This is a genomic window from Streptomyces sp. NPDC056231 (assembly GCF_048270745.1).
In the GTDB taxonomy this organism is placed as follows: domain Bacteria; phylum Actinomycetota; class Actinomycetes; order Streptomycetales; family Streptomycetaceae; genus Streptomyces.
The window spans coordinates 1-16,896 of sequence record NZ_JBLVKW010000013.1 but is presented as its reverse complement, the minus strand read 5'-3'; the positions used below and the strand labels follow the sequence as shown (position 1 = coordinate 16,896).

Genomic DNA, 16,896 nt, shown 5'->3' with positions numbered 1-16,896 from the left:
CGATTGTCGATTCCCGTGTGACCCCGATGTCATCTGTGGCCCATGCAGCCGATTGGCTACCTTCTGTAGCGAGTCGATTGCACATGGCGACATAGGGGTTGGTGTGTGCTGCGGCGGGATCGGAGAAGTGAACGTGAAAACTTGCAAGCGGTGGGCCGTGGGCCTGGCAGCCGTCGCGACCAGTGCCGCGCTGATGTCGGGCTCATTCAGTCCGGCCGTCGCCAGCGACTCCGCGGGGGCAGCCCCACGGTCCGTCGTCGCCAAGCAGCTGACCCTGAGGCTGGCCGCCGCTCCGGGCCAGCTCGCCAACGTACGGGGAGCGGCCCAGGGCAACGGCGTCCCGATCATCCAGTACCCGTGGTCCGACGCGCCCAACGAGCGCTGGGAAGCGAATGCGGTCGGGGGCGGCTACTACCGGTTCAGGTCCGTCAGCAGTGGCAAGTGCCTCAACGTCAACGGCGGCAGTAACGCCAACGGAGCCCAGATCATCCAGTACACCTGCGGCAACGCCGACAACGAACTGTGGAGGCTCGTGCCCAAGGGCATCGGTTACCAGATCGTCGTCAAGTCCAGCGACAAGTGCCTCAACGTCGCGGGGGGAGTAGGCGCCGGACGCCCCCTCATTCAGTACGACTGCGTCGCCCAGGGTGCGACCAACGACGTCTGGCTGACCGTCTGGGAATCCAACAGCCTCTGAGTCCTCGCGGGGGTCCGTGGGGCAGGCGTTGACCTGGTGTGGCTGGGCCCTCCTTCGGGGGACCCAGCCACGTTCGGTCGTGAACAGTGGCCAACGGGCAGCGCGACAATCTGGTACGTGGCTGGTCGCACGGACCGGTACGTCGGGCGGCCCGGCGGGGCGCCGCGGGCGACTGCCTACCGGCTGCTCCTCTGTGACGTGCCTGCCAGGCTGCCGATCCGGCTCCCCCCGCCTTCGCTCTGACGCCGCGCGCTGATCCACCAGAGATGACGGGACAGCCCATAGGCTGGCCGTGCCTATCGTGAAAAGAACCCCAGCGGCGGCGTCGAGGCAGGGCGGACGTGATGGAACCGGAGATCGATTACGCAGCGGTGTTCCAGGCCCTGCCCGGCGCGGTGGCGCTGCTGACCCCGCAGCTGGTCTACGCGGACGTCAACGAAGAGTTCCTGCGCGTGATGGGCCGCACCCGCAGCCAAGTCATCGGCCGCTATTTGCGCGACGATTTTGCCCACAGACCGAACGATGCCGGCGCGGCTGTGGTGCGCAACATCGAGGCGTCACTACGCCGGGCGGTGGAAACCGGTGAGCGCGACACCATGGAGCTGCAGCGCTACGACATGGAGGATCCCGACGGGCCCGGGATGCTGGGCGAACGCTACTGGACCATGATCAATATTCCCGTCCTCGGTTCGGACGGGCGGGTCACGCTGCTGATGCACCGCGTGGAGGAGGTCACCGAACTCATCCGCGCCCGCGTGGTGGCGCTGAGCCTGCAGGAGGCGATGCTGCCCGCCCTCCGTCCGGCCGGGCGCCACCCGGCGGCCGCACGCTACCGGCCCGCCATCGACGCGCTGGACGTGTGCGGTGACTGGTACGACCTGGTCGAACTGCCCGGCGACCGCGTCGCGGTCGCCGTCGGTGACGTCGTCGGCCACGGCCTGTCTGCGGCCCAGGTGATGGGGCAACTGCGCAGCGCGCTGAGTGCCGCCTCACGCGTCACCGAGGACCCCGCCCGTGCCCTGGAAGTTCTCGGGCTGTACGCCCGCTCGGTCGACGGCGCCGAGAACACCACCGTGGCCAACACGTTCATCGACTGGAACACCCACACCATCACCTACAGCAGCGCGGGCCACCCTCCGCCGGCTCTGCTGCACGGGGACGGAACCGTCGAGTTCCTGGACCAGGCCACCGACCCCCCGCTCGGCGCCCGCCTCGAACCCGCTCCCCGGCCCCAGGCCACCGTGCCCTTCAGTGAGGGGTCCGTCCTCGTGCTGTACACCGACGGCCTGATCGAGCGCCGCCGCGAAGACATCGACGCCGGCCTCGCACGGCTCGCGCGCTCCCTGGCCGGCCACCGGACAGCCGACCCCGAAACGCTCGCGGACGCCCTGCTGGCCGACCTGCTCCCGCTCGGTGGTGTCACCGACGACACCGCCCTGGTCGTCGTGCGGCTGTGACCCGGCCGCCGTGCCCGGACGCCCTCAGCCCCCGATGGAGAGCAGCTCGTCCGCCGGGCAGTTCACCGGCTGCGGGGTCCCGGTGAGGTCCATGACGAAGAGTGGGATACCGAGCCCGTCGGCGCGCCCCCTGGCGTCCTGCGCATACCCCGCCAGCGAGAAGAAGACGCTGGTCACCGATGCGTTGAGGGCGTTCAGCCAGAGACATTCGACGTCGCGCAGGGTGCTCGGCCGGGTGGTCGAGTCGACCTGGGCGATCAGTCCGGCGGCGCGCAGATCGATCCGGGACGAAGGCCGCTCCGCCGGTATGACGACGTCGCGGTAGCCCAGCCACCGCAGATACGTGGCGGCGGCTGTGACCGCGTCGCGGCCGGTGCGGATCGTCATCGGCCGGAACGGTGGGCGGGGCGCGGGCGCCGTGCGCGGCAGCGGGGTGCGGGTCGGCCGGACTTCGTCCGCCGGGTCGGTGTCGGCCGCTGTGACCGGTCCGACCGGGATCCGCAGCACCGTCCCGCACGGGCAGCAGAGCTCCGGCTGCGGCCACTCGTCGTGGCGCCCGCAGGCGCGGCAGCGCACGGTCACCCAGTCGTCGTTCCAGGTGCGGTGCGTGACCGGCTCGGGCGCGGCGCCGCGCAGCATCGGGGCGGCGGTGGGGGACCCGCACGGGCACGGGTGGACCGGTGTGAGGTACGTGTGCTCGCGGCGGCAGGCCGGACAGCATACCGGCACGGACTCCACCATGACCTTCCTCCGGCACTGCTGCCGCCCGGTGTCTGTCTTCGGGCGCGTCGGCGCTCCGTGGCCGTCACCGTCCGACCGCGCCCCGTGCCCCCATGTTCCACCACGAGCGAGGCGTGGGGGGAGCGACTTGGAGGATTCGCGGCTCTTCAGGCGGCGCGTGGCAGCGGCCTGGCGCCCTCTCTTGACGGCCGCCAGGCCTCCGTTTAGATTGCTTCCGTATAGTAGAAATGAATTTCCATAATGCGGAATTGGCGCTCTCAGGTGGCGCGACAGAGCCCGACTCCACCAGGTCTGAGCAGGAGTACTCAAATGCCTCGAATGACCGCTGCCCGAGCGGCAGTTGAGATCCTCAAGCTGGAAGGCGTCAGTCACGCGTTCGGCGTGCCGGGAGCGGCGATCAATCCCTTCTACGCGGCGCTCAAGGCCGGCGGTGGCATCGACCACACCCTGGCCCGCCATGTCGAGGGCGCATCCCACATGGCCGAGGGCTACACCCGGAGCAAGGCCGGCAATATCGGCGTCTGCATCGGTACGTCAGGACCCGCCGGCACGGACATGATCACCGGGCTCTACTCGGCGATCGCCGACTCCGTCCCGATTCTCTGCATCACCGGCCAGGCGCCGGTGGCCAAACTCCACAAGGAGGACTTCCAGGCCGTCGACATCGCGTCGATCGCCAAGCCGGTGACCAAGGCTGCGACGACCGTCCTGGAGGCCGCGCAGGTGCCCGGCGTCTTCCAGCAGGCCTTCCACCTGATGCGCTCGGGCCGCCCGGGTCCGGTCCTCATCGACCTGCCGATCGACATCCAGCTGACCGAGATCGAGTTCGACCCGGAGACGTACCAGCCGCTGCCCGTCTACAAGCCGGCCGCGTCCCGTGCCCAGATCGAGAAGGCGATCGGTTTTCTGCTCGCCGCCGAGCGCCCGGTGATCGTCGCCGGTGGCGGCATCATCAACGCCGACGCCTCCGAACTCCTCGTCGAGTTTGCCGAGCTGACCGGCACTCCGGTCATCCCGACGCTGATGGGCTGGGGCATCCTCGCCGACGACCACGAGCTCAACGCAGGGATGGTCGGCCTCCAGACATCGCACCGCTACGGCAACGCGAACTTCCTGGAGTCGGACTTCGTCCTCGGCATCGGCAACCGCTGGGCCAACCGCCACACCGGCGACCTGGCCGTCTACACCAAGGGCCGGAAGTTCGTCCACGTCGACATCGAGCCCACTCAGCTCGGCAAGATCTTCCCGCCGGACCTCGGTATCGCCTCGGACGCCCGGGCCGCGCTGGAGCTCTTCGTCGAGGTGGCCAAGGAGCTCAAGGCCGCGGGCAAGCTGCCGGACCGCAGCGCCTGGGCCGCCTCCACCCAGGAACGCAGGGCGAAGCTGCAGCGCCGCACCCACTTCGACCAAGTGCCGCTGAAGCCGCAGCGGGTGTATGAGGAGATGAACCGGGCCTTCGGGCCGGAGACCCGCTATGTCACCACGATCGGCCTCTCCCAGATCGCCGGCGCGCAGATGCTGCACGTCTACCGGCCGCGCCACTGGATCAACTGCGGCCAGGCCGGCCCGCTCGGCTGGACCATCCCGGCCGCGCTGGGGGTCGCCACCGCCGACCCCGAGGGCCAGGTCGTCGCGCTCTCCGGGGACTACGACTTCCAGTTCATGCTGGAGGAACTGGCGGTCGGTGCGCAGCACAACATCCCGTACGTCCATGTCCTGGTGAACAACTCCTACCTGGGGCTGATCCGCCAGGCGCAGCGCAACCTGGACATCAACTTCCAGGTCAACCTGGAGTTCGAGAACATCAACTCGCCGGAACTGGGCGTCTACGGCGTCGACCACGTCAAGGTTGTCGAGGGGCTGGGCTGCAAGGCGATCCGGGTCACCGGGCCGGACCAACTGCTGCCCGCGTTCGAGGAGGCCAAGAAGCTGGCCGCCGAATTCCGCGTCCCCGTGGTCGTCGAGGCGATCCTGGAGCGCATCACCAACATCTCGATGAGTGGCGCCGGGATCGACGCCGTCAACGAGTGGGAGGACATTGCCACCGAGCCGGGCCACGCCCCGACGGCGATCCGCCCGTTCGTCGCGAGTTGACGCAGCACTCCTCGGTACGTCTTCCAGGTGGGGGGGGGGGGTCCCCCCCCCCCGGTGAGCCCCCCCCCCACCCCCCCGCCCCCACCCCCACCCCCCCCGCCCCGCCCCCGGGGCCCCCCCCCCCCCGGCCCCCCGGCGTGGGCGTCGGCCCGGCGACGGTGACATGGGCGGGCCGCACGTGGTTTGCGCGCGGCCGGCCCGCGCGGAGTCACACGCGGCCGCGGCACAGCTCCAGCAGCGTCATGGCGAGCGAGGTGCCGGGCTTGCCGAGCGCCTTCCGGTACTGGCCGAGGATCTCCATCTCGCGGGAGAGGTTGACCCGGCGGCCGCCGGAAGTGATCCGCGCCTCCTGAATGACTGCCGAGACGGCCATCCGTTCCTGGACGAGCCCGATGATCCGGTCGTCGAGGGCGTCGATGCGCTCGCGGGCGTCACCGATCAGCCGAGCGGCCTCATTGGTGTTCGCACCGGTCTTCTCGATGAGGGTCTTCGCGGCGGCGGTGCTGTTGCTCATGGTGTGACTCCTGGGGGATGTGGTCCCCGGAGCGGTCGGGCCCCGAACGCAGAACGCCCCGGGCCTGTCGGCCCGGGGCGCCTGGAACGTTGCTTGTCAGTTGCTCAAGCAGCACGACCATGGCAGCCGGCGGGCCGGATGCCATAGGTAAAGACGAAGGTCGTGTGCTGACGCATGGCGCCAGTATGGACCCGCGCGGGGCGATGGGCCAACGCGCGGCCCGGATGCTGAGACGCCGCCGACGGTGCGGTCGCGCGCATCGCTCCGGCCGACGCCCGGAGGGTCATGGCCCGTACCCTGGAAGACGCAGAAATCCGTCTCCCTCGCAACCCCGGTAGAATCGGCATAACCGACCCCCCTTTCAACGCCGGAAGGCCGCCCCCGTGCCAGCAGCACCCCCCGCCGCCCCCGACACCACACCCGACGTGGTCCTTGTCGTCGACTTCGGCGCGCAGTACGCCCAGCTCATCGCCCGCCGCGTCCGTGAGGCCCGGGTCTACAGCGAGATCGTCCCGTCCACGATGCCGGTGGCCGAGATGCTGGCCAAGAACCCCCGGGCGATCATCCTGTCCGGCGGCCCCTCCTCGGTGTACGCGGACGGCGCGCCCAGTCTGGACCGCTCGCTGTTCGAGGCCGGGGTTCCGATCTTCGGTATGTGCTACGGCTTCCAGCTGATGGCCACCACGCTCGGCGGCACCGTGGACGACAACGGTGCCCGTGAGTACGGCCGCACCCCGCTGACGGTCTCCAAGACCGGCTCCACGCTCTTCGAGGGCACGCCCGCCGAGCAGTCCGTCTGGATGTCGCACGGCGATGCCTGCTCCGCCGCCCCCGAGGGCTTCACCGTCACCGCGTCCACGGACGTCGTACCGGTCGCTGCCTTCGAGAACGACGAGAAGAAGCTCTACGGCGTCCAGTACCACCCCGAGGTCCTGCACTCCACGTACGGCCAGCAGGTCCTGGAGCACTTCCTCTACCGCGGCGCGGGCATCGAGCCGACCTGGACCACGACGAACGTCGTCGAGGAGCAGATCGCGCTGATCCGTGAGCAGGTCGGCACCAAGCGCGCCATCTGCGGACTCTCCGGCGGTGTGGACTCCGCGGTCGCCGCAGCCCTCGTTCAGAAGGCCATCGGCTCCCAGCTGACCTGCGTGTACGTGGACCACGGCCTGATGCGCAAGGGCGAGACCGAGCAGGTCGAGAAGGACTTCGTGGCCGCCACCGGCGTCCAGCTGAAGGTCGTCGACGCCGAGGAGCGGTTCCTGAAGGCGCTGGCCGGGGTCTCCGATCCCGAGCAGAAGCGGAAGATCATCGGCCGCGAGTTCATCCGCGTCTTCGAGCAGGCCCAGGCCGAGCTCGTCGCCGAGGCGGGCGCGGCCGGCGAGGACGTCGCGTTCCTCGTGCAGGGCACGCTCTACCCGGACGTCGTCGAGTCCGGCGGCGGCACCGGCACCGCCAACATCAAGTCCCACCACAACGTGGGCGGCCTCCCCGACGACATCGAGTTCCAGCTCGTCGAGCCGCTGCGGCAGCTGTTCAAGGACGAGGTCCGGATGGTCGGCCAGGAGCTCGGCCTGCCGGAGGAGATCGTCCAGCGCCAGCCGTTCCCCGGCCCCGGTCTCGGTATCCGGATCGTCGGCGAGGTCACCAAGGAGCGGCTCGACCTGCTGCGCGAGGCCGACGCCATCGCCCGTGAGGAGCTGACCGAGGCCGGACTCGACCGCGACATCTGGCAGTGCCCGGTGGTCCTCCTGGCCGACGTCCGCTCGGTCGGCGTCCAGGGCGACGGCCGCACCTACGGTCACCCGATCGTGCTGCGCCCCGTCTCCTCCGAGGACGCGATGACGGCCGACTGGTCGCGTCTGCCGTACGAGGTCCTGGCGAAGATCTCCACCCGCATCACCAACGAGGTCGCCGACGTCAACCGCGTCGTCCTCGACGTGACGAGCAAGCCGCCGGGCACCATCGAGTGGGAGTGATCCCACCGCGGGGCCGATGCCGATGCCGTCGCTCGTTCATTCGGGCGGCGGCATCGCCGTGTCCGGGGCCGCCACTCCGGCGAATCGATGCGTGATCGCTCTGGCCACCTGCGGTGACCGGCGGTAGCTTCCGTCCGAATGCCCTGGGAGTCCCGAGGAGTCGTCATGCCCGAGCCCACGCCGATCCCCGTCGAACAGCTGCAGTTCGCGATGCCGCCCGTCCACGAGTCGCTCGGCGAGGAACGCGCGCACCGCAAGAAGCGGCTGGCCGGGGCGTTGCGGCTGTTCGGTGAGTACGGGTACGAGGACGGGGTCTCCGGTCACCTCACCGCGCGGGACCCGGAGTTCGCCGACTGCTTCTGGGTCAACCCGTTCGGCGCCCCCTTCGACGGGATGAGCCCGGAGGATCTGATCCTGGCCAACGGCGACGGTCAGGTCGTCGAGGGGCGCCACCACGTCAATCAGGCGGCGTTCGCCGTCCATGCCCAGGTGCACCGGGCGCGCCCGGACGTCGTCGCCGTCGCGCACACCCACTCCCTGCACGGCCGGGCGCTGTCCGCGCTCGGTGAGTTCATCGAGCCGATCACCCAGGAATCCTGCGCGTTCTACGAGGATCACGCGGTCTACCAGGCCTTCACGGGGGTCGTGGTCGACGAGGACGAGGGGCGCCGGATCGCGGCCGCGCTCGGCACCCGCAAGGCGATCATTCTGCGCAACCACGGACTGCTGACCGTCGGTGACTCGGTGGACGCGGCCGCCTGGTGGTTCCTCACCATGGAGCGCTCCTGCCAGGTGCAGCTGACCGCGCGGGCGGCCGGGAAGCCAGTGCTGATCGAGCACCGGGACGCCGTCGCCACCCGCGAACAGCTCGGCAGCGACCTGGTGGCCTGGATCAATTACCAGCCGCTGTGGAAGCGGATTGCTCGAACGTTCTGACGATCTGCGCGTCCGGACCGCCCCGATGCGGCATCTGACCGTCCCGTACGGCACAATTCGCAGAAATCGATGGTCAGTTGGCAGTATCGGGGCAGGAAAGGGCGGCGTTCTCCGTGGCGTTGGACGAGGCACGACAAGGCGCGCACGGCGGTGGCTGTACGTGCGGCGACTGCCCGCACGGAGCGCGCGAGGGGCACCGGCGCGCGGTGGCCGCCTTCCTGGCCAAACGGGACGGACTCGCTGAGGGCCAGGGCCTGCCGACCGGCGTCGCCCAGTCCGCGTCCGCGACCCGTCAGTGGGTCTCCGACGAGCTGACCGAGTCGGCCCGCACGGTCGCCGAACGCAGCCGGGAGGAGGGCGACGCCTGGCTCCACCGGGTCTGGCAGCGCACCCTGGCCGTCGTCTGGGGGAGCGTCGCCGTGCTCGTCATCGGCGAGTCGGTCACCGCGATCGGCGCGGGCTGGTCGACCGCCCGCACCGCCGGTCTGCTCGCCGGGGTCGTCACCGCGGCGCTGCTGACCGGCGCCGCCCGCTTCCACCGGGCCCGCGGCGGCGTTCTCGCCCCGCTGATCGGCGAGGACAACCGGCTCTCCACCTCCCGTGCGGTCGCCGTCGCCTGGGTGCTGCTCGCCGTCTTCTCCGTACTCGTCCTCGCGCTGCAGCTGGCAGGGGCCTCCGGCCACGCGGAGCGCGACGCGCTGATCGACGGTCTGGAACTGGCGCGTGGCGCCGGGGTGCTGACGGTGCTGGCGCTGGTGTGCGCCGTCGCCGTGCTCGTGCGCCGGGTGGTGACCGTACGCGTCCTCGCGCAGCGCCTCCAGAAGCTGCGGGCGGACCGGCCGCGCGCCGCCGATCTGCTCACCGACGACTCCGGGCGCGGCAGTTTCACGGATGTGCAGTACGTGCTGGTGAGCGCCGTAGCCGTCCTCTTCTCCGCGGTCCGGCTGGCCCGCCGGCCCGAGCAGCTTCCCGATCTGCCCTGGGGGCTGGCCCTGCTGGTGGCGGTCTCCGCGGCGACGTACTTCGTGGGGAAGCACGCGGAGGGCGGGCGCCCGGTTGTGCTGTCCGTCGTACGGGCCCGGGAGGCCGGTGACCTGGACGCGCCGATCCGTACCGGCGACGACATCGAGATCCGCGGCGCGGGCTTCGTGCCGCCCGGTGCCGGGGCTCCGGACCGGCTGGCCCGCATGGTGGTCCGGATCGGCCGGGTCCATGTCCATGTCCCGCTGGTCCCGGTCACCGGAGGCTTCGCCAACCCGACCGACACCGTGCTCACCGTGCCGGTCCCGGTGGAGGTGGAACCCGGGCGGGTGGACGTCCAGGTCGTGACAGCCGCCGGCGTGGAGACGAACCGGGTCGAGATCGACGTCACGGACTGAGGCCGACCGGCACATGGGAGGCGGCGTCGCGGGGCCGGTTGCGCACATCTGCGGCGTGGTCGTCGGTCAACAATGCTCCGCGTTGCCTCCCTCCTCCGAATTGCAGCCGCACGCACCCAGCCCCGCTCCTTCACCCACCCCCCATGTGCCGGTCGGCCTGAGGCCGGCCTGAGACCGACCGTCCTTCCTCCGGCCGCCGCTTGGGTCTGACCGAACCGCGGGGTAGCTGAGCAGCCCGTTCACCGCGTACGTATGGTCTGGTGACGGGTCGACGGAAGGGCGGGGTCTTATGTATGGGTATGGCGCGAATTCGCGAGGTCTGGGCGAGGCGATAAGCATCCGGGAGCTGGCGCGGGAGCATGCCATGCTGCCGCTGCGGATCTTTCTCGGTGCCACCTTTCTCTATGCCGGGCTCGACAAACTGACGGACAGTGGTTTCTTCAATGCCACGGGCCCCGGCTCCATTGGCGAGACGATGCACGCGGTGCGCGACTCCGCCGCGATCCCGGCCCTCGTCGACCTCGCACTGAAGAGCCCGGGAGCCTTCGGGTACGCCATCGCCCTCGGTGAGATCGCCGTCGGCATCGGCACGCTGATCGGGCTGCGGGCCCGGCTCGCCGCACTCGGCGGAGCGCTGATCTCGCTGAGTCTGTGGCTGACCGTGAGCTGGCAGGTCAAGCCGTACTACTTCGGCAACGACCTGGCCTACCTCATGGCCTGGCTGCCGCTGGTGCTCTGCGGCGCCACGTCGTTCTCCGTGGACGCCTTCCTCGCGTCGCGACGGCGGCGGATACGGTAGCCGATCCACGTCGTGGTCGCGGCCAGCCAGAGGCCGCCGAAGAACACTGGGAAGAAGAAGACCCAGGGGGCGTCCCAGGTGCCGGCCGCGTCCGCCGCGTAACCGGCGGCGAGGGCGAGCATCGCGATCCCCGCGACCGCCCGGCCCGGCCGGATCTCATGACGCAGCACGAATGACCTCCACCTGTCCGATACCGACTTCCAGATCCAGCTCGACCGTGCCCGCCGGGGTGACGCCCGCGGGCGGGGCGATCGTGCGGTGTTCCTTCTGCGACGGGCTGACGTCCACATTCCCCGGCGGATCGCCCGGCAGCCGGATGTCGCCGACCCCGGCGTGCGCCCGCACCTGGAGCGTCACCGCCTTCGGTACGACGACGACCGCCCGGCCCGCGCCGACCCCCAGCCGCGTACGGACCGTCTCACCCTTCAAGGCCGGCACCTTCGACAGGTCGAGTCTGCCGACACCGCTGCCCAGCTGGTATCGCGGCTGGACCGCGGCGACCGACGCCGGGTGCCATTCCTCCCGTACCCAATGGGTGCTGATGTCCTTCGGCAGCGCGGCCGAGCCCGCCAGCAGCGCCGCCGTGATCATTGCCAGCAGGACGGTGCCGAACCCGGTCCTGCCGAGAAAGGTGCTGACCAGCATCCCCGCACCGAACACGGCGAGTGCCGCGGCCAGGCCGAACTGCAGGCTCGTACCGAACGGATGCGTGTGCCAGCTGAGCCCCGTGCCCAGACCGCCCGCGATCAGGGCGAGCAGAAAGACCAGGCCGCCGATCGAGCGCGGCCCCCGGTTGGGCCGGGCCGGCGCGGGTGCGCGGTACGGGGAGTCCGCCGCCCTGCGGGGTACCGGCGGGCTGTCGGCCACCGCACCCGCCGGGCCCCACAGATATCCCGGTCCCGCCGGCCCGGACGTGCCGTCCTTGATGATCGGATCCCGCCACCAGGACGGGCTGCCCGGCGACGGCGGTGCTTTCACCTCCGGCGGGGCGTCCGCCACCGCCTGCGCGGCGGCCGTCGGGTGCAGCGGGTCCTCGGGCGCGGCGGTCCTGCGGTGCTGCGTCCACACGCTGAAACCGATGACCGCGAGCGTGAGCATCGCGGAGAACGCCAGCGTGCCCCCGTTGCCCAGCATGGACAGGAAGAGCCCGCAGCCGATCAGCGCGAACAACGCCGCGATCAGCGACGCCCCCTCGACCCGGCCGGACAGCAGCCTGCGTGCCTCGTTCTCCTCCTCGCCCTCCAGCGGGAGCAGCAGCCACGCGAAGCCGTAGAAGATCAGGCCGACCCCACCGGTGACCGACAGCACACCGATCACGATCCGGAAGATCACCGGGTCCACGTCGCAGTACCGGCCGAGTCCGCCGCACACCCCGGCCACTACTTTCTGCCGCGAGCTGCGCTGCAGCTGCGGTCTCGGTGCGGGCGGCGGTGCGACGCCGGGCGCGGCGTCCTGGGGAACGGTCATGGCTCCATGGTGACGGGCGGCCGGCGCCGACGGGACCCGGGCCGACCCTGGCCGGTCCCTGATATTCGTACCCCGGACCCTGAAGGGCGCCGTCGCGGCGTGCGGTGGGTGCGACTGCCCGTCTCAGGGTCGAAGTGGGGGCAGACCCTGATACCGCCGCTTACGCCGTCCATGTGACGATCGGGGCATGCCGACCGCCACACCCCGAGCCGCAAGCTCCCTCAGCGCCGACCCGGAGGAGCCACCGCTGCGCAAGCTGTACCGCAGCGCCGACGGACGGCAGCTCGGCGGTGTCGCGCGCGGTCTCGCCGGACATCTCGGGCTGCCCGTCGTCTGGGTGCGGTTCGTCTTCCTCGGACTGTTCTTCGCGGACGGCCTCGGGGCTCTGCTCTACGCCGTGTTCTGGATCGTCGTCCCGCTCGGCGTCGGCGGTGTCGAGGCGCCGCGCTCCGTCTTCGAGACGGCTCCCGACGGCCGGCGCCGGCTCCGCAAGCCCGACAAGGGGCAGGTGTTCGCTCTCCTCGCGCTCCTCATCGGCGCCGTCATCTTCGTCGGCAACGTCGACATGGGCAGCGAGGCCGACCGATACATCTGGCCGACGCTGCTGATCGGAGCGGGCTCCGTCCTGGTGTGGCGGCAGGCCGACAACGCCCGCCGGGCCCGCTGGATGGAGGTCGGAAGCCGTCGCCGGGTGCTGCATCTGGCGCGGGCGCTGGCCGGGGTCGCCCTGGTCGGCCTGGGGCTCGCCGTGTTCATGGTGGTACGCGGCTCCGCGGCCCAGCTCGGCAATGTCCTGACCGCGGCGATCGCCGTCCTCACCGGTATCGCGCTGCTGGCGGGTCCCTATCTCGTCCGCATGACCCAGGACCTGTCCGAGGAGCGCCTGATGCGCATCAGGGCCCAGGAACGCGCCGAGGTCGCGGCTCATGTCCACGACTCCGTGCTGCACACTCTCACCCTGATCCAGCGCAACGCGGACGACAGCAACGAGGTCCGCAGACTGGCCCGCGCGCAGGAACGCGAGCTGCGCAACTGGCTGTACAACCCCGAGGGCACCGGCAAGGACGAGGGTGACGAACCGGAGACCCTCGCCGAAGCGGTCAAACGCGCCGCCGCCGAGGTCGAGGACAAGCACGGCGTCCCGCTGGAGGTCGTCGTCGTCGGCGACTGCCCGCTCGACGAGAAGCTCGCCGCGCAGATGCAGGCCGCACGCGAGGCGATGGTCAATGCCGCGAAGTACGGTGGCGAGGGCGGCGCCGTGCAGGTCTACGCGGAGGTCGAGGGCCGCACGGTCTTCGTCTCCGTACGGGACCGTGGACCGGGATTCGATCCGGATGCCGTACCGGGGGACAGAATGGGCGTACGAGAATCAATCATCGGCCGGATGCAGCGCAACGGCGGTACGGCGCGGCTGCGTTCGGTGCCCGGCGGGGGCACGGAAGTCGAGCTGGAGATGGAGAGGGCGAGCGAATGACGGAGACCACCGAAACGGCCGGGGGCCCGGAGCGCCGGGTACGGGTCGTGCTCGTCGACGACCACCGGATGTTCCGCACCGGAGTCCAGGCCGAGATCGGCCGCACCGAGGAGACCGGTGTCGAGGTCGTCGGCGAGGCCGCAGACGTCGACCAGGCGGTCACCGTCATCACGGCGACCCGTCCTGAGGTCGTCCTCCTCGACGTGCACCTGCCGGGCGGCGGCGGCGTCGAGGTGCTGCGCCGCTGCACCCCGCTGATGGGCGCGGTCGAGAACCCGGTGCGGTTCCTTGCGCTGTCCGTCTCCGACGCCGCGGAGGATGTCATCGGTGTCATCCGCGGCGGCGCCCGCGGCTACGTCACCAAGACGATCACCGGCACTGACCTCGTCGATTCGGTCTTCCGGGTGCAGGAAGGCGACGCGGTGTTCTCGCCCCGGCTGGCCGGCTTCGTCCTCGACGCGTTCGCCTCGACGGACGCACCGCCGGTCGACGAGGACCTGGACCGGCTGACGCAGCGCGAGCGCGAGGTGCTGCGGCTGATCGCACGCGGCTATGCGTACAAGGAGATCGCCAAGCAGCTGTTCATCTCGGTGAAGACGGTCGAGTCGCATGTCTCGGCGGTGCTGCGGAAGCTCCAGCTGTCGAACCGGCACGAGCTGACGCGGTGGGCGACGGCCCGACGACTGGTCTGAGACCGACCGGTCCGAGTCAGCTGTTCTCCCTTTCGGGGTCGACGGAGATGTTGAGTTTTTCGCCGACCCTGCGGTAGCCGATGCCCGCGTAGATCCGTTCCACAGCGGCGTCGGCCGGCTCCAGCCACACCACCCGGCAGCCCCGCGCGAACGCGGCCGCGGTCAGATGGGCGGAGAGTGCGGCGCCGATGCCGCGGCGGCGGAAGGCGTCGGCGACGGCGAGACCGGTCAGTTCGGTGAGGCCGTCGACCGGGACCGAGCAGCCGCCCGCGCCCGCCGGGGTGCCGTCGAGGGTGGCGAGCGCCGCCACTCCGCCGTCCGCGACCGCGTCGCGCAGCAATGCGGCTTGGCCGCCCTCGGGCTCCCCGGTCCCGCCGTACCCGTGGTGCTGTACGCGGGCGGCGGCGTCGAACTCGGCGTCGGTGGCCGGTTCGGCCAGCACGAGGGTGTCGACGGGCTTCGGCGGCAGGAGGTCGCCGGGTGTGCACACGAGGATCGGCGGACGGTCCTCGACGGTGAACCCGGCGGCGAGAAGGGCGGGTTCGACCGCGGGTGCCCAGTCAGGCAGATACTCCAGGCGCGGCATCCGGTCGCGTTCGCGAAATGCGGCGATCAGCTTCTGCACGTCGGTCGCGGTCGGTTCGGAGTCCCGGTCCGGGATCGCGTAATTGGCGTACTTCAGCGACCAGTTCGGGTTGTGGCGGACAGTGAACGGGCCGACCCGGAAGTGGCCGGGTGAGCGGAGGGCGAGTGTCTGGGCGTAGGTCTGGACGTCGGTGTCCATGGGCATACGGGGGTCCCCCTTCGACCGGTCCGGTGGGGGCTCCGGACTCAGGACCGCGAACTGTGCAGCAAGGGAGCCTATGCGACCCGGGTCGCTCCCGCGAAGGGCATGCCGTCGATCGGCGCGATGCGGACCGGCGCTCCGGGGTGCGGCGCGTGGATCATCTGTCCGTCGCCGATGTAGAGACCGACATGGCTGATCCCGGAGTAGAAGAACACCAGGTCGCCAGGGGCGAGTTCGGAGCGGGGAATGTTCCGGCCGGCGTTGATCTGGGTGTATGTGGTGCGGGGGAGTGAGACGCCGGCGGAGCGCCAGGCGGCCTGGGTCAGCCCGGAGCAGTCGAACGAGGACGGTCCGGTCGCGCCCCAGACGTACGGCTTGCCGAGCGCTCCGTAGGCGAACGCGATGGCCTCCGCTGCGCGGGCGTTGGGGGCCTCGGCGGTGCCTAAGCGCGGGGCGCTGCGATCCGCGCGGGCGGCGGCGCGGGCGGTGTCCGAGCGCTCGAACTCGGCGCGCTCCGCGGGTGAGAGGGTGTCGAGGAGCTTCTGGGCCTCCGCCAGTCTGGCCCTGACCGTCGTCCGGTGCTTCTTCAGGTCGGCCCGGCGGGCGGTGAGGTCCGCCAGCTCGTCCTTCGCCTCCGCGCGCAGCTGGGCGATCTCGGTGACCTGACGCCGCACGTTGGAGACCTCGGCCGCCTGGCGGTCGGCGGCCCGGTCCACGTACGAGGCCCGTTGCAGATACTGGTCGGGGTCCGAGGACAGCGCCAGCTGCACGGCGGGGTCGAGGCCGCCGGTGCGGTACTCCGCGGCGGCGAGCGAACCGAGTTCGTTGCGGGAGGCGTTGAGGCGTTCGGTCCTGCGGGCGGCCTCGTCGCGCAGTGCGTTCAGGGACTTGGCGGCGGCGGCCGCCTTCTCCTTCGCGCCGTTGTACTGCTCGGTGGCGACCTCGGCGTCGTGGTACAGCCGGTCCACCGCGGCCTTGATCCGGGCGGGGGTGGGGTGTGGTCCGGCGTGGGCGGAGCCCGGCAGGGCGGCGGCGGTCGCCGCCGCGGCGAAGGCGAGGGTGGCTGCGGTGCGGGCGGCGGAGCCGGGATGCTGGCGCTGCCTGGGTTTCCGATGCGCTGCCACAGGGGCGGGGCTCCTTGCGTCGACTGCCCGTCGGGGCCTACCGGCGGGCCGCTGAGATCCGGTGGCGGGACGCCAACAGGGGGAGCGGCCCGCCGCCGGATTTCTCGGCTGGGTGACCGGGCCGCCGTCCGGGTGCGGAGCAGTGGTGAAGCCGGCCACCTGGACAGGGACGCTAAGCCCGGGGCGCGGGGAAGAGTCGCAATGACGGTTATTGCCCGAATTTGGCGATGCGTTGTCGTTGAGCGACTGGGAAATTGCACCAGAGTCAGGCAATTGGTGCAGATGTAAGCGAAATGCCGAGGAACCTCCCACCTCGCCGAAGAGGGGTGATATGGCCCCGGCTAGGCTGCTGCCTCATGGACGTACTCATCAATGTCTTCGTCGCGCTGCACATCATCGGCATCGCCTCCCTCCTGGGCGGCTTCCTGACCCAGATGAAGGCGATGGGCGCGGGAACGGCACGCTTCGTTCCGGCGATGCTGCACGGCGCGCTGACCATGCTGGTCACCGGCGTTGCGCTGGTCGGGCTCAACCAGGCCGACGGCCACTCGGTCAACAACATCAAGATCGGCGTGAAGCTGGCGGTCCTGGTGGTGATCCTCGCGCTGGTCTACATCAAGCGGGACGAGGAGAAGGCCGAGAAGGGCGTGTTCGCGACGGTCGGCGGACTGACGGTCGCCAACATCTTCATCGCGATGCTCTGGACCTGAGCCGGACCGCCCTCATGCGCGAGTGAGCCCCTGCCGGATCCGGCAG

General features: G+C 70.7%; 15 protein-coding genes. 10 read left to right on the top strand and 5 right to left on the bottom strand.

Annotated elements, in window-relative coordinates:
* Nucleotides 1-133: 133 nt before the first annotated feature.
* Both ACNPQM_RS13445 and ACNPQM_RS13440 read left to right on the top strand, forming a co-directional pair.
* A complete protein-coding gene (locus ACNPQM_RS13445; protein ID WP_418084159.1) occupies nucleotides 134-697 on the top strand; it encodes an RICIN domain-containing protein in 564 nt (187 codons plus the stop codon).
* A 341-nt stretch (nucleotides 698-1,038) separates the two neighbouring features.
* A complete protein-coding gene (locus tag ACNPQM_RS13440; RefSeq protein ID WP_418084158.1) occupies nucleotides 1,039-2,154 on the top strand; it encodes a PP2C family protein-serine/threonine phosphatase in 1,116 nt (371 codons plus the stop codon).
* A 24-nt stretch (nucleotides 2,155-2,178) separates the two neighbouring features.
* Here the strand turns inward: ACNPQM_RS13440 and ACNPQM_RS13435 are convergent, their stop codons facing one another.
* Nucleotides 2,179-2,892: a hypothetical protein gene (locus ACNPQM_RS13435; RefSeq protein ID WP_418084240.1), complete on the bottom strand. Its 714-nt coding sequence runs from the start codon at nucleotides 2,890-2,892 to the stop codon at nucleotides 2,179-2,181.
* Nucleotides 2,893-3,204: 312 nt separating this feature from the next.
* Between ACNPQM_RS13435 and gcl the strand changes: the two genes are divergently transcribed.
* Entirely contained in the window at nucleotides 3,205-4,989 is a 1,785-nt protein-coding gene (gcl, locus tag ACNPQM_RS13430) for a glyoxylate carboligase (protein WP_418084157.1), read from the top strand.
* A gap of 208 nt (nucleotides 4,990-5,197) precedes the next feature.
* On the opposite strand, the gene ACNPQM_RS13425 is transcribed toward gcl, so the two are convergent.
* Nucleotides 5,198-5,503, bottom strand: a complete 306-nt coding sequence (locus ACNPQM_RS13425) for a chorismate mutase (protein ID WP_418084156.1) — start codon at nucleotides 5,501-5,503, stop codon at nucleotides 5,198-5,200.
* A gap of 383 nt (nucleotides 5,504-5,886) precedes the next feature.
* Here ACNPQM_RS13425 and guaA point away from each other — a divergent pair, with 383 nt between their 5' ends.
* From guaA to ACNPQM_RS13405, 4 genes are all read left to right on the top strand, one after another.
* On the top strand, nucleotides 5,887-7,482 hold the full coding sequence (gene guaA / locus ACNPQM_RS13420; RefSeq protein ID WP_358860533.1) for a glutamine-hydrolyzing GMP synthase: 1,596 nt from the start codon (nucleotides 5,887-5,889) through the stop codon (nucleotides 7,480-7,482).
* A 165-nt stretch (nucleotides 7,483-7,647) separates the two neighbouring features.
* Entirely contained in the window at nucleotides 7,648-8,418 is a 771-nt protein-coding gene (locus ACNPQM_RS13415) for a class II aldolase/adducin family protein (RefSeq protein WP_418084155.1), read from the top strand.
* A gap of 113 nt (nucleotides 8,419-8,531) precedes the next feature.
* Nucleotides 8,532-9,797, top strand: coding sequence for a hypothetical protein (locus ACNPQM_RS13410; RefSeq protein ID WP_418084239.1), 1,266 nt, complete (start codon nucleotides 8,532-8,534; stop codon nucleotides 9,795-9,797).
* A gap of 289 nt (nucleotides 9,798-10,086) precedes the next feature.
* Complete coding sequence (locus ACNPQM_RS13405) at nucleotides 10,087-10,596, top strand: DoxX family protein (protein ID WP_418084154.1); 510 nt, start codon at nucleotides 10,087-10,089, stop codon at nucleotides 10,594-10,596.
* 156 nt (nucleotides 10,597-10,752) lie between these two features.
* Here ACNPQM_RS13405 and ACNPQM_RS13400 read toward each other — a convergent pair whose 3' ends face one another.
* On the bottom strand, nucleotides 10,753-12,063 hold the full coding sequence (locus ACNPQM_RS13400) for a PspC domain-containing protein (protein ID WP_418084153.1): 1,311 nt from the start codon (nucleotides 12,061-12,063) through the stop codon (nucleotides 10,753-10,755).
* A 187-nt stretch (nucleotides 12,064-12,250) separates the two neighbouring features.
* On the opposite strand from ACNPQM_RS13400, the gene ACNPQM_RS13395 reads away from it, so the two are divergent.
* Complete coding sequence (locus ACNPQM_RS13395; RefSeq protein ID WP_358860529.1) at nucleotides 12,251-13,537, top strand: PspC domain-containing protein; 1,287 nt, start codon at nucleotides 12,251-12,253, stop codon at nucleotides 13,535-13,537.
* Nucleotides 13,534-14,229 carry a response regulator transcription factor gene (locus ACNPQM_RS13390; RefSeq protein ID WP_358860528.1) on the top strand — a complete coding sequence of 232 codons (696 nt, stop codon included), beginning with the start codon at nucleotides 13,534-13,536 and terminating at the stop codon, nucleotides 14,227-14,229. The genes ACNPQM_RS13395 and ACNPQM_RS13390 overlap by 4 nt, the downstream gene beginning before the upstream one ends.
* Before the next feature lie 16 nt (nucleotides 14,230-14,245).
* Here ACNPQM_RS13390 and ACNPQM_RS13385 read toward each other — a convergent pair whose 3' ends face one another.
* Both ACNPQM_RS13385 and ACNPQM_RS13380 read right to left on the bottom strand, forming a co-directional pair.
* Nucleotides 14,246-15,019, bottom strand: a complete 774-nt coding sequence (locus tag ACNPQM_RS13385; protein ID WP_418084152.1) for a GNAT family N-acetyltransferase — start codon at nucleotides 15,017-15,019, stop codon at nucleotides 14,246-14,248.
* 71 nt (nucleotides 15,020-15,090) lie between these two features.
* Complete coding sequence (locus ACNPQM_RS13380; protein ID WP_418084151.1) at nucleotides 15,091-16,140, bottom strand: NlpC/P60 family protein; 1,050 nt, start codon at nucleotides 16,138-16,140, stop codon at nucleotides 15,091-15,093.
* 356 nt (nucleotides 16,141-16,496) lie between these two features.
* Between ACNPQM_RS13380 and ACNPQM_RS13375 the strand changes: the two genes are divergently transcribed.
* The gene (locus ACNPQM_RS13375) at nucleotides 16,497-16,850 is read left to right on the top strand and encodes a hypothetical protein (RefSeq protein ID WP_358860525.1); all 354 of its coding nucleotides are present in this window, start codon (nucleotides 16,497-16,499) and stop codon (nucleotides 16,848-16,850) included.
* Nucleotides 16,851-16,896: the final 46 nt, after the last annotated feature.

Bases quoted from the DNA above. Each gene is read 5' to 3' on its own strand.
- gcl (WP_418084157.1), top strand. From the start codon at position 3,205: ATGCCTCGAATGACCGCTGCCCGAGCGGCAGTTGAGATCCTCAAGCTG.
- ACNPQM_RS13425 (WP_418084156.1), bottom strand. From the start codon at position 5,503: ATGAGCAACAGCACCGCCGCCGCGAAGACCCTCATCGAGAAGACCGGT.
- ACNPQM_RS13415 (WP_418084155.1), top strand. From the start codon at position 7,648: ATGCCCGAGCCCACGCCGATCCCCGTCGAACAGCTGCAGTTCGCGATG.
- ACNPQM_RS13405 (WP_418084154.1), top strand. From the start codon at position 10,087: ATGTATGGGTATGGCGCGAATTCGCGAGGTCTGGGCGAGGCGATAAGC.
- ACNPQM_RS13400 (WP_418084153.1), bottom strand. From the start codon at position 12,063: ATGACCGTTCCCCAGGACGCCGCGCCCGGCGTCGCACCGCCGCCCGCA.
- ACNPQM_RS13395 (WP_358860529.1), top strand. From the start codon at position 12,251: ATGCCGACCGCCACACCCCGAGCCGCAAGCTCCCTCAGCGCCGACCCG.
- ACNPQM_RS13390 (WP_358860528.1), top strand. From the start codon at position 13,534: ATGACGGAGACCACCGAAACGGCCGGGGGCCCGGAGCGCCGGGTACGG.
- ACNPQM_RS13385 (WP_418084152.1), bottom strand. From the start codon at position 15,019: ATGCCCATGGACACCGACGTCCAGACCTACGCCCAGACACTCGCCCTC.
- ACNPQM_RS13375 (WP_358860525.1), top strand. From the start codon at position 16,497: ATGGACGTACTCATCAATGTCTTCGTCGCGCTGCACATCATCGGCATC.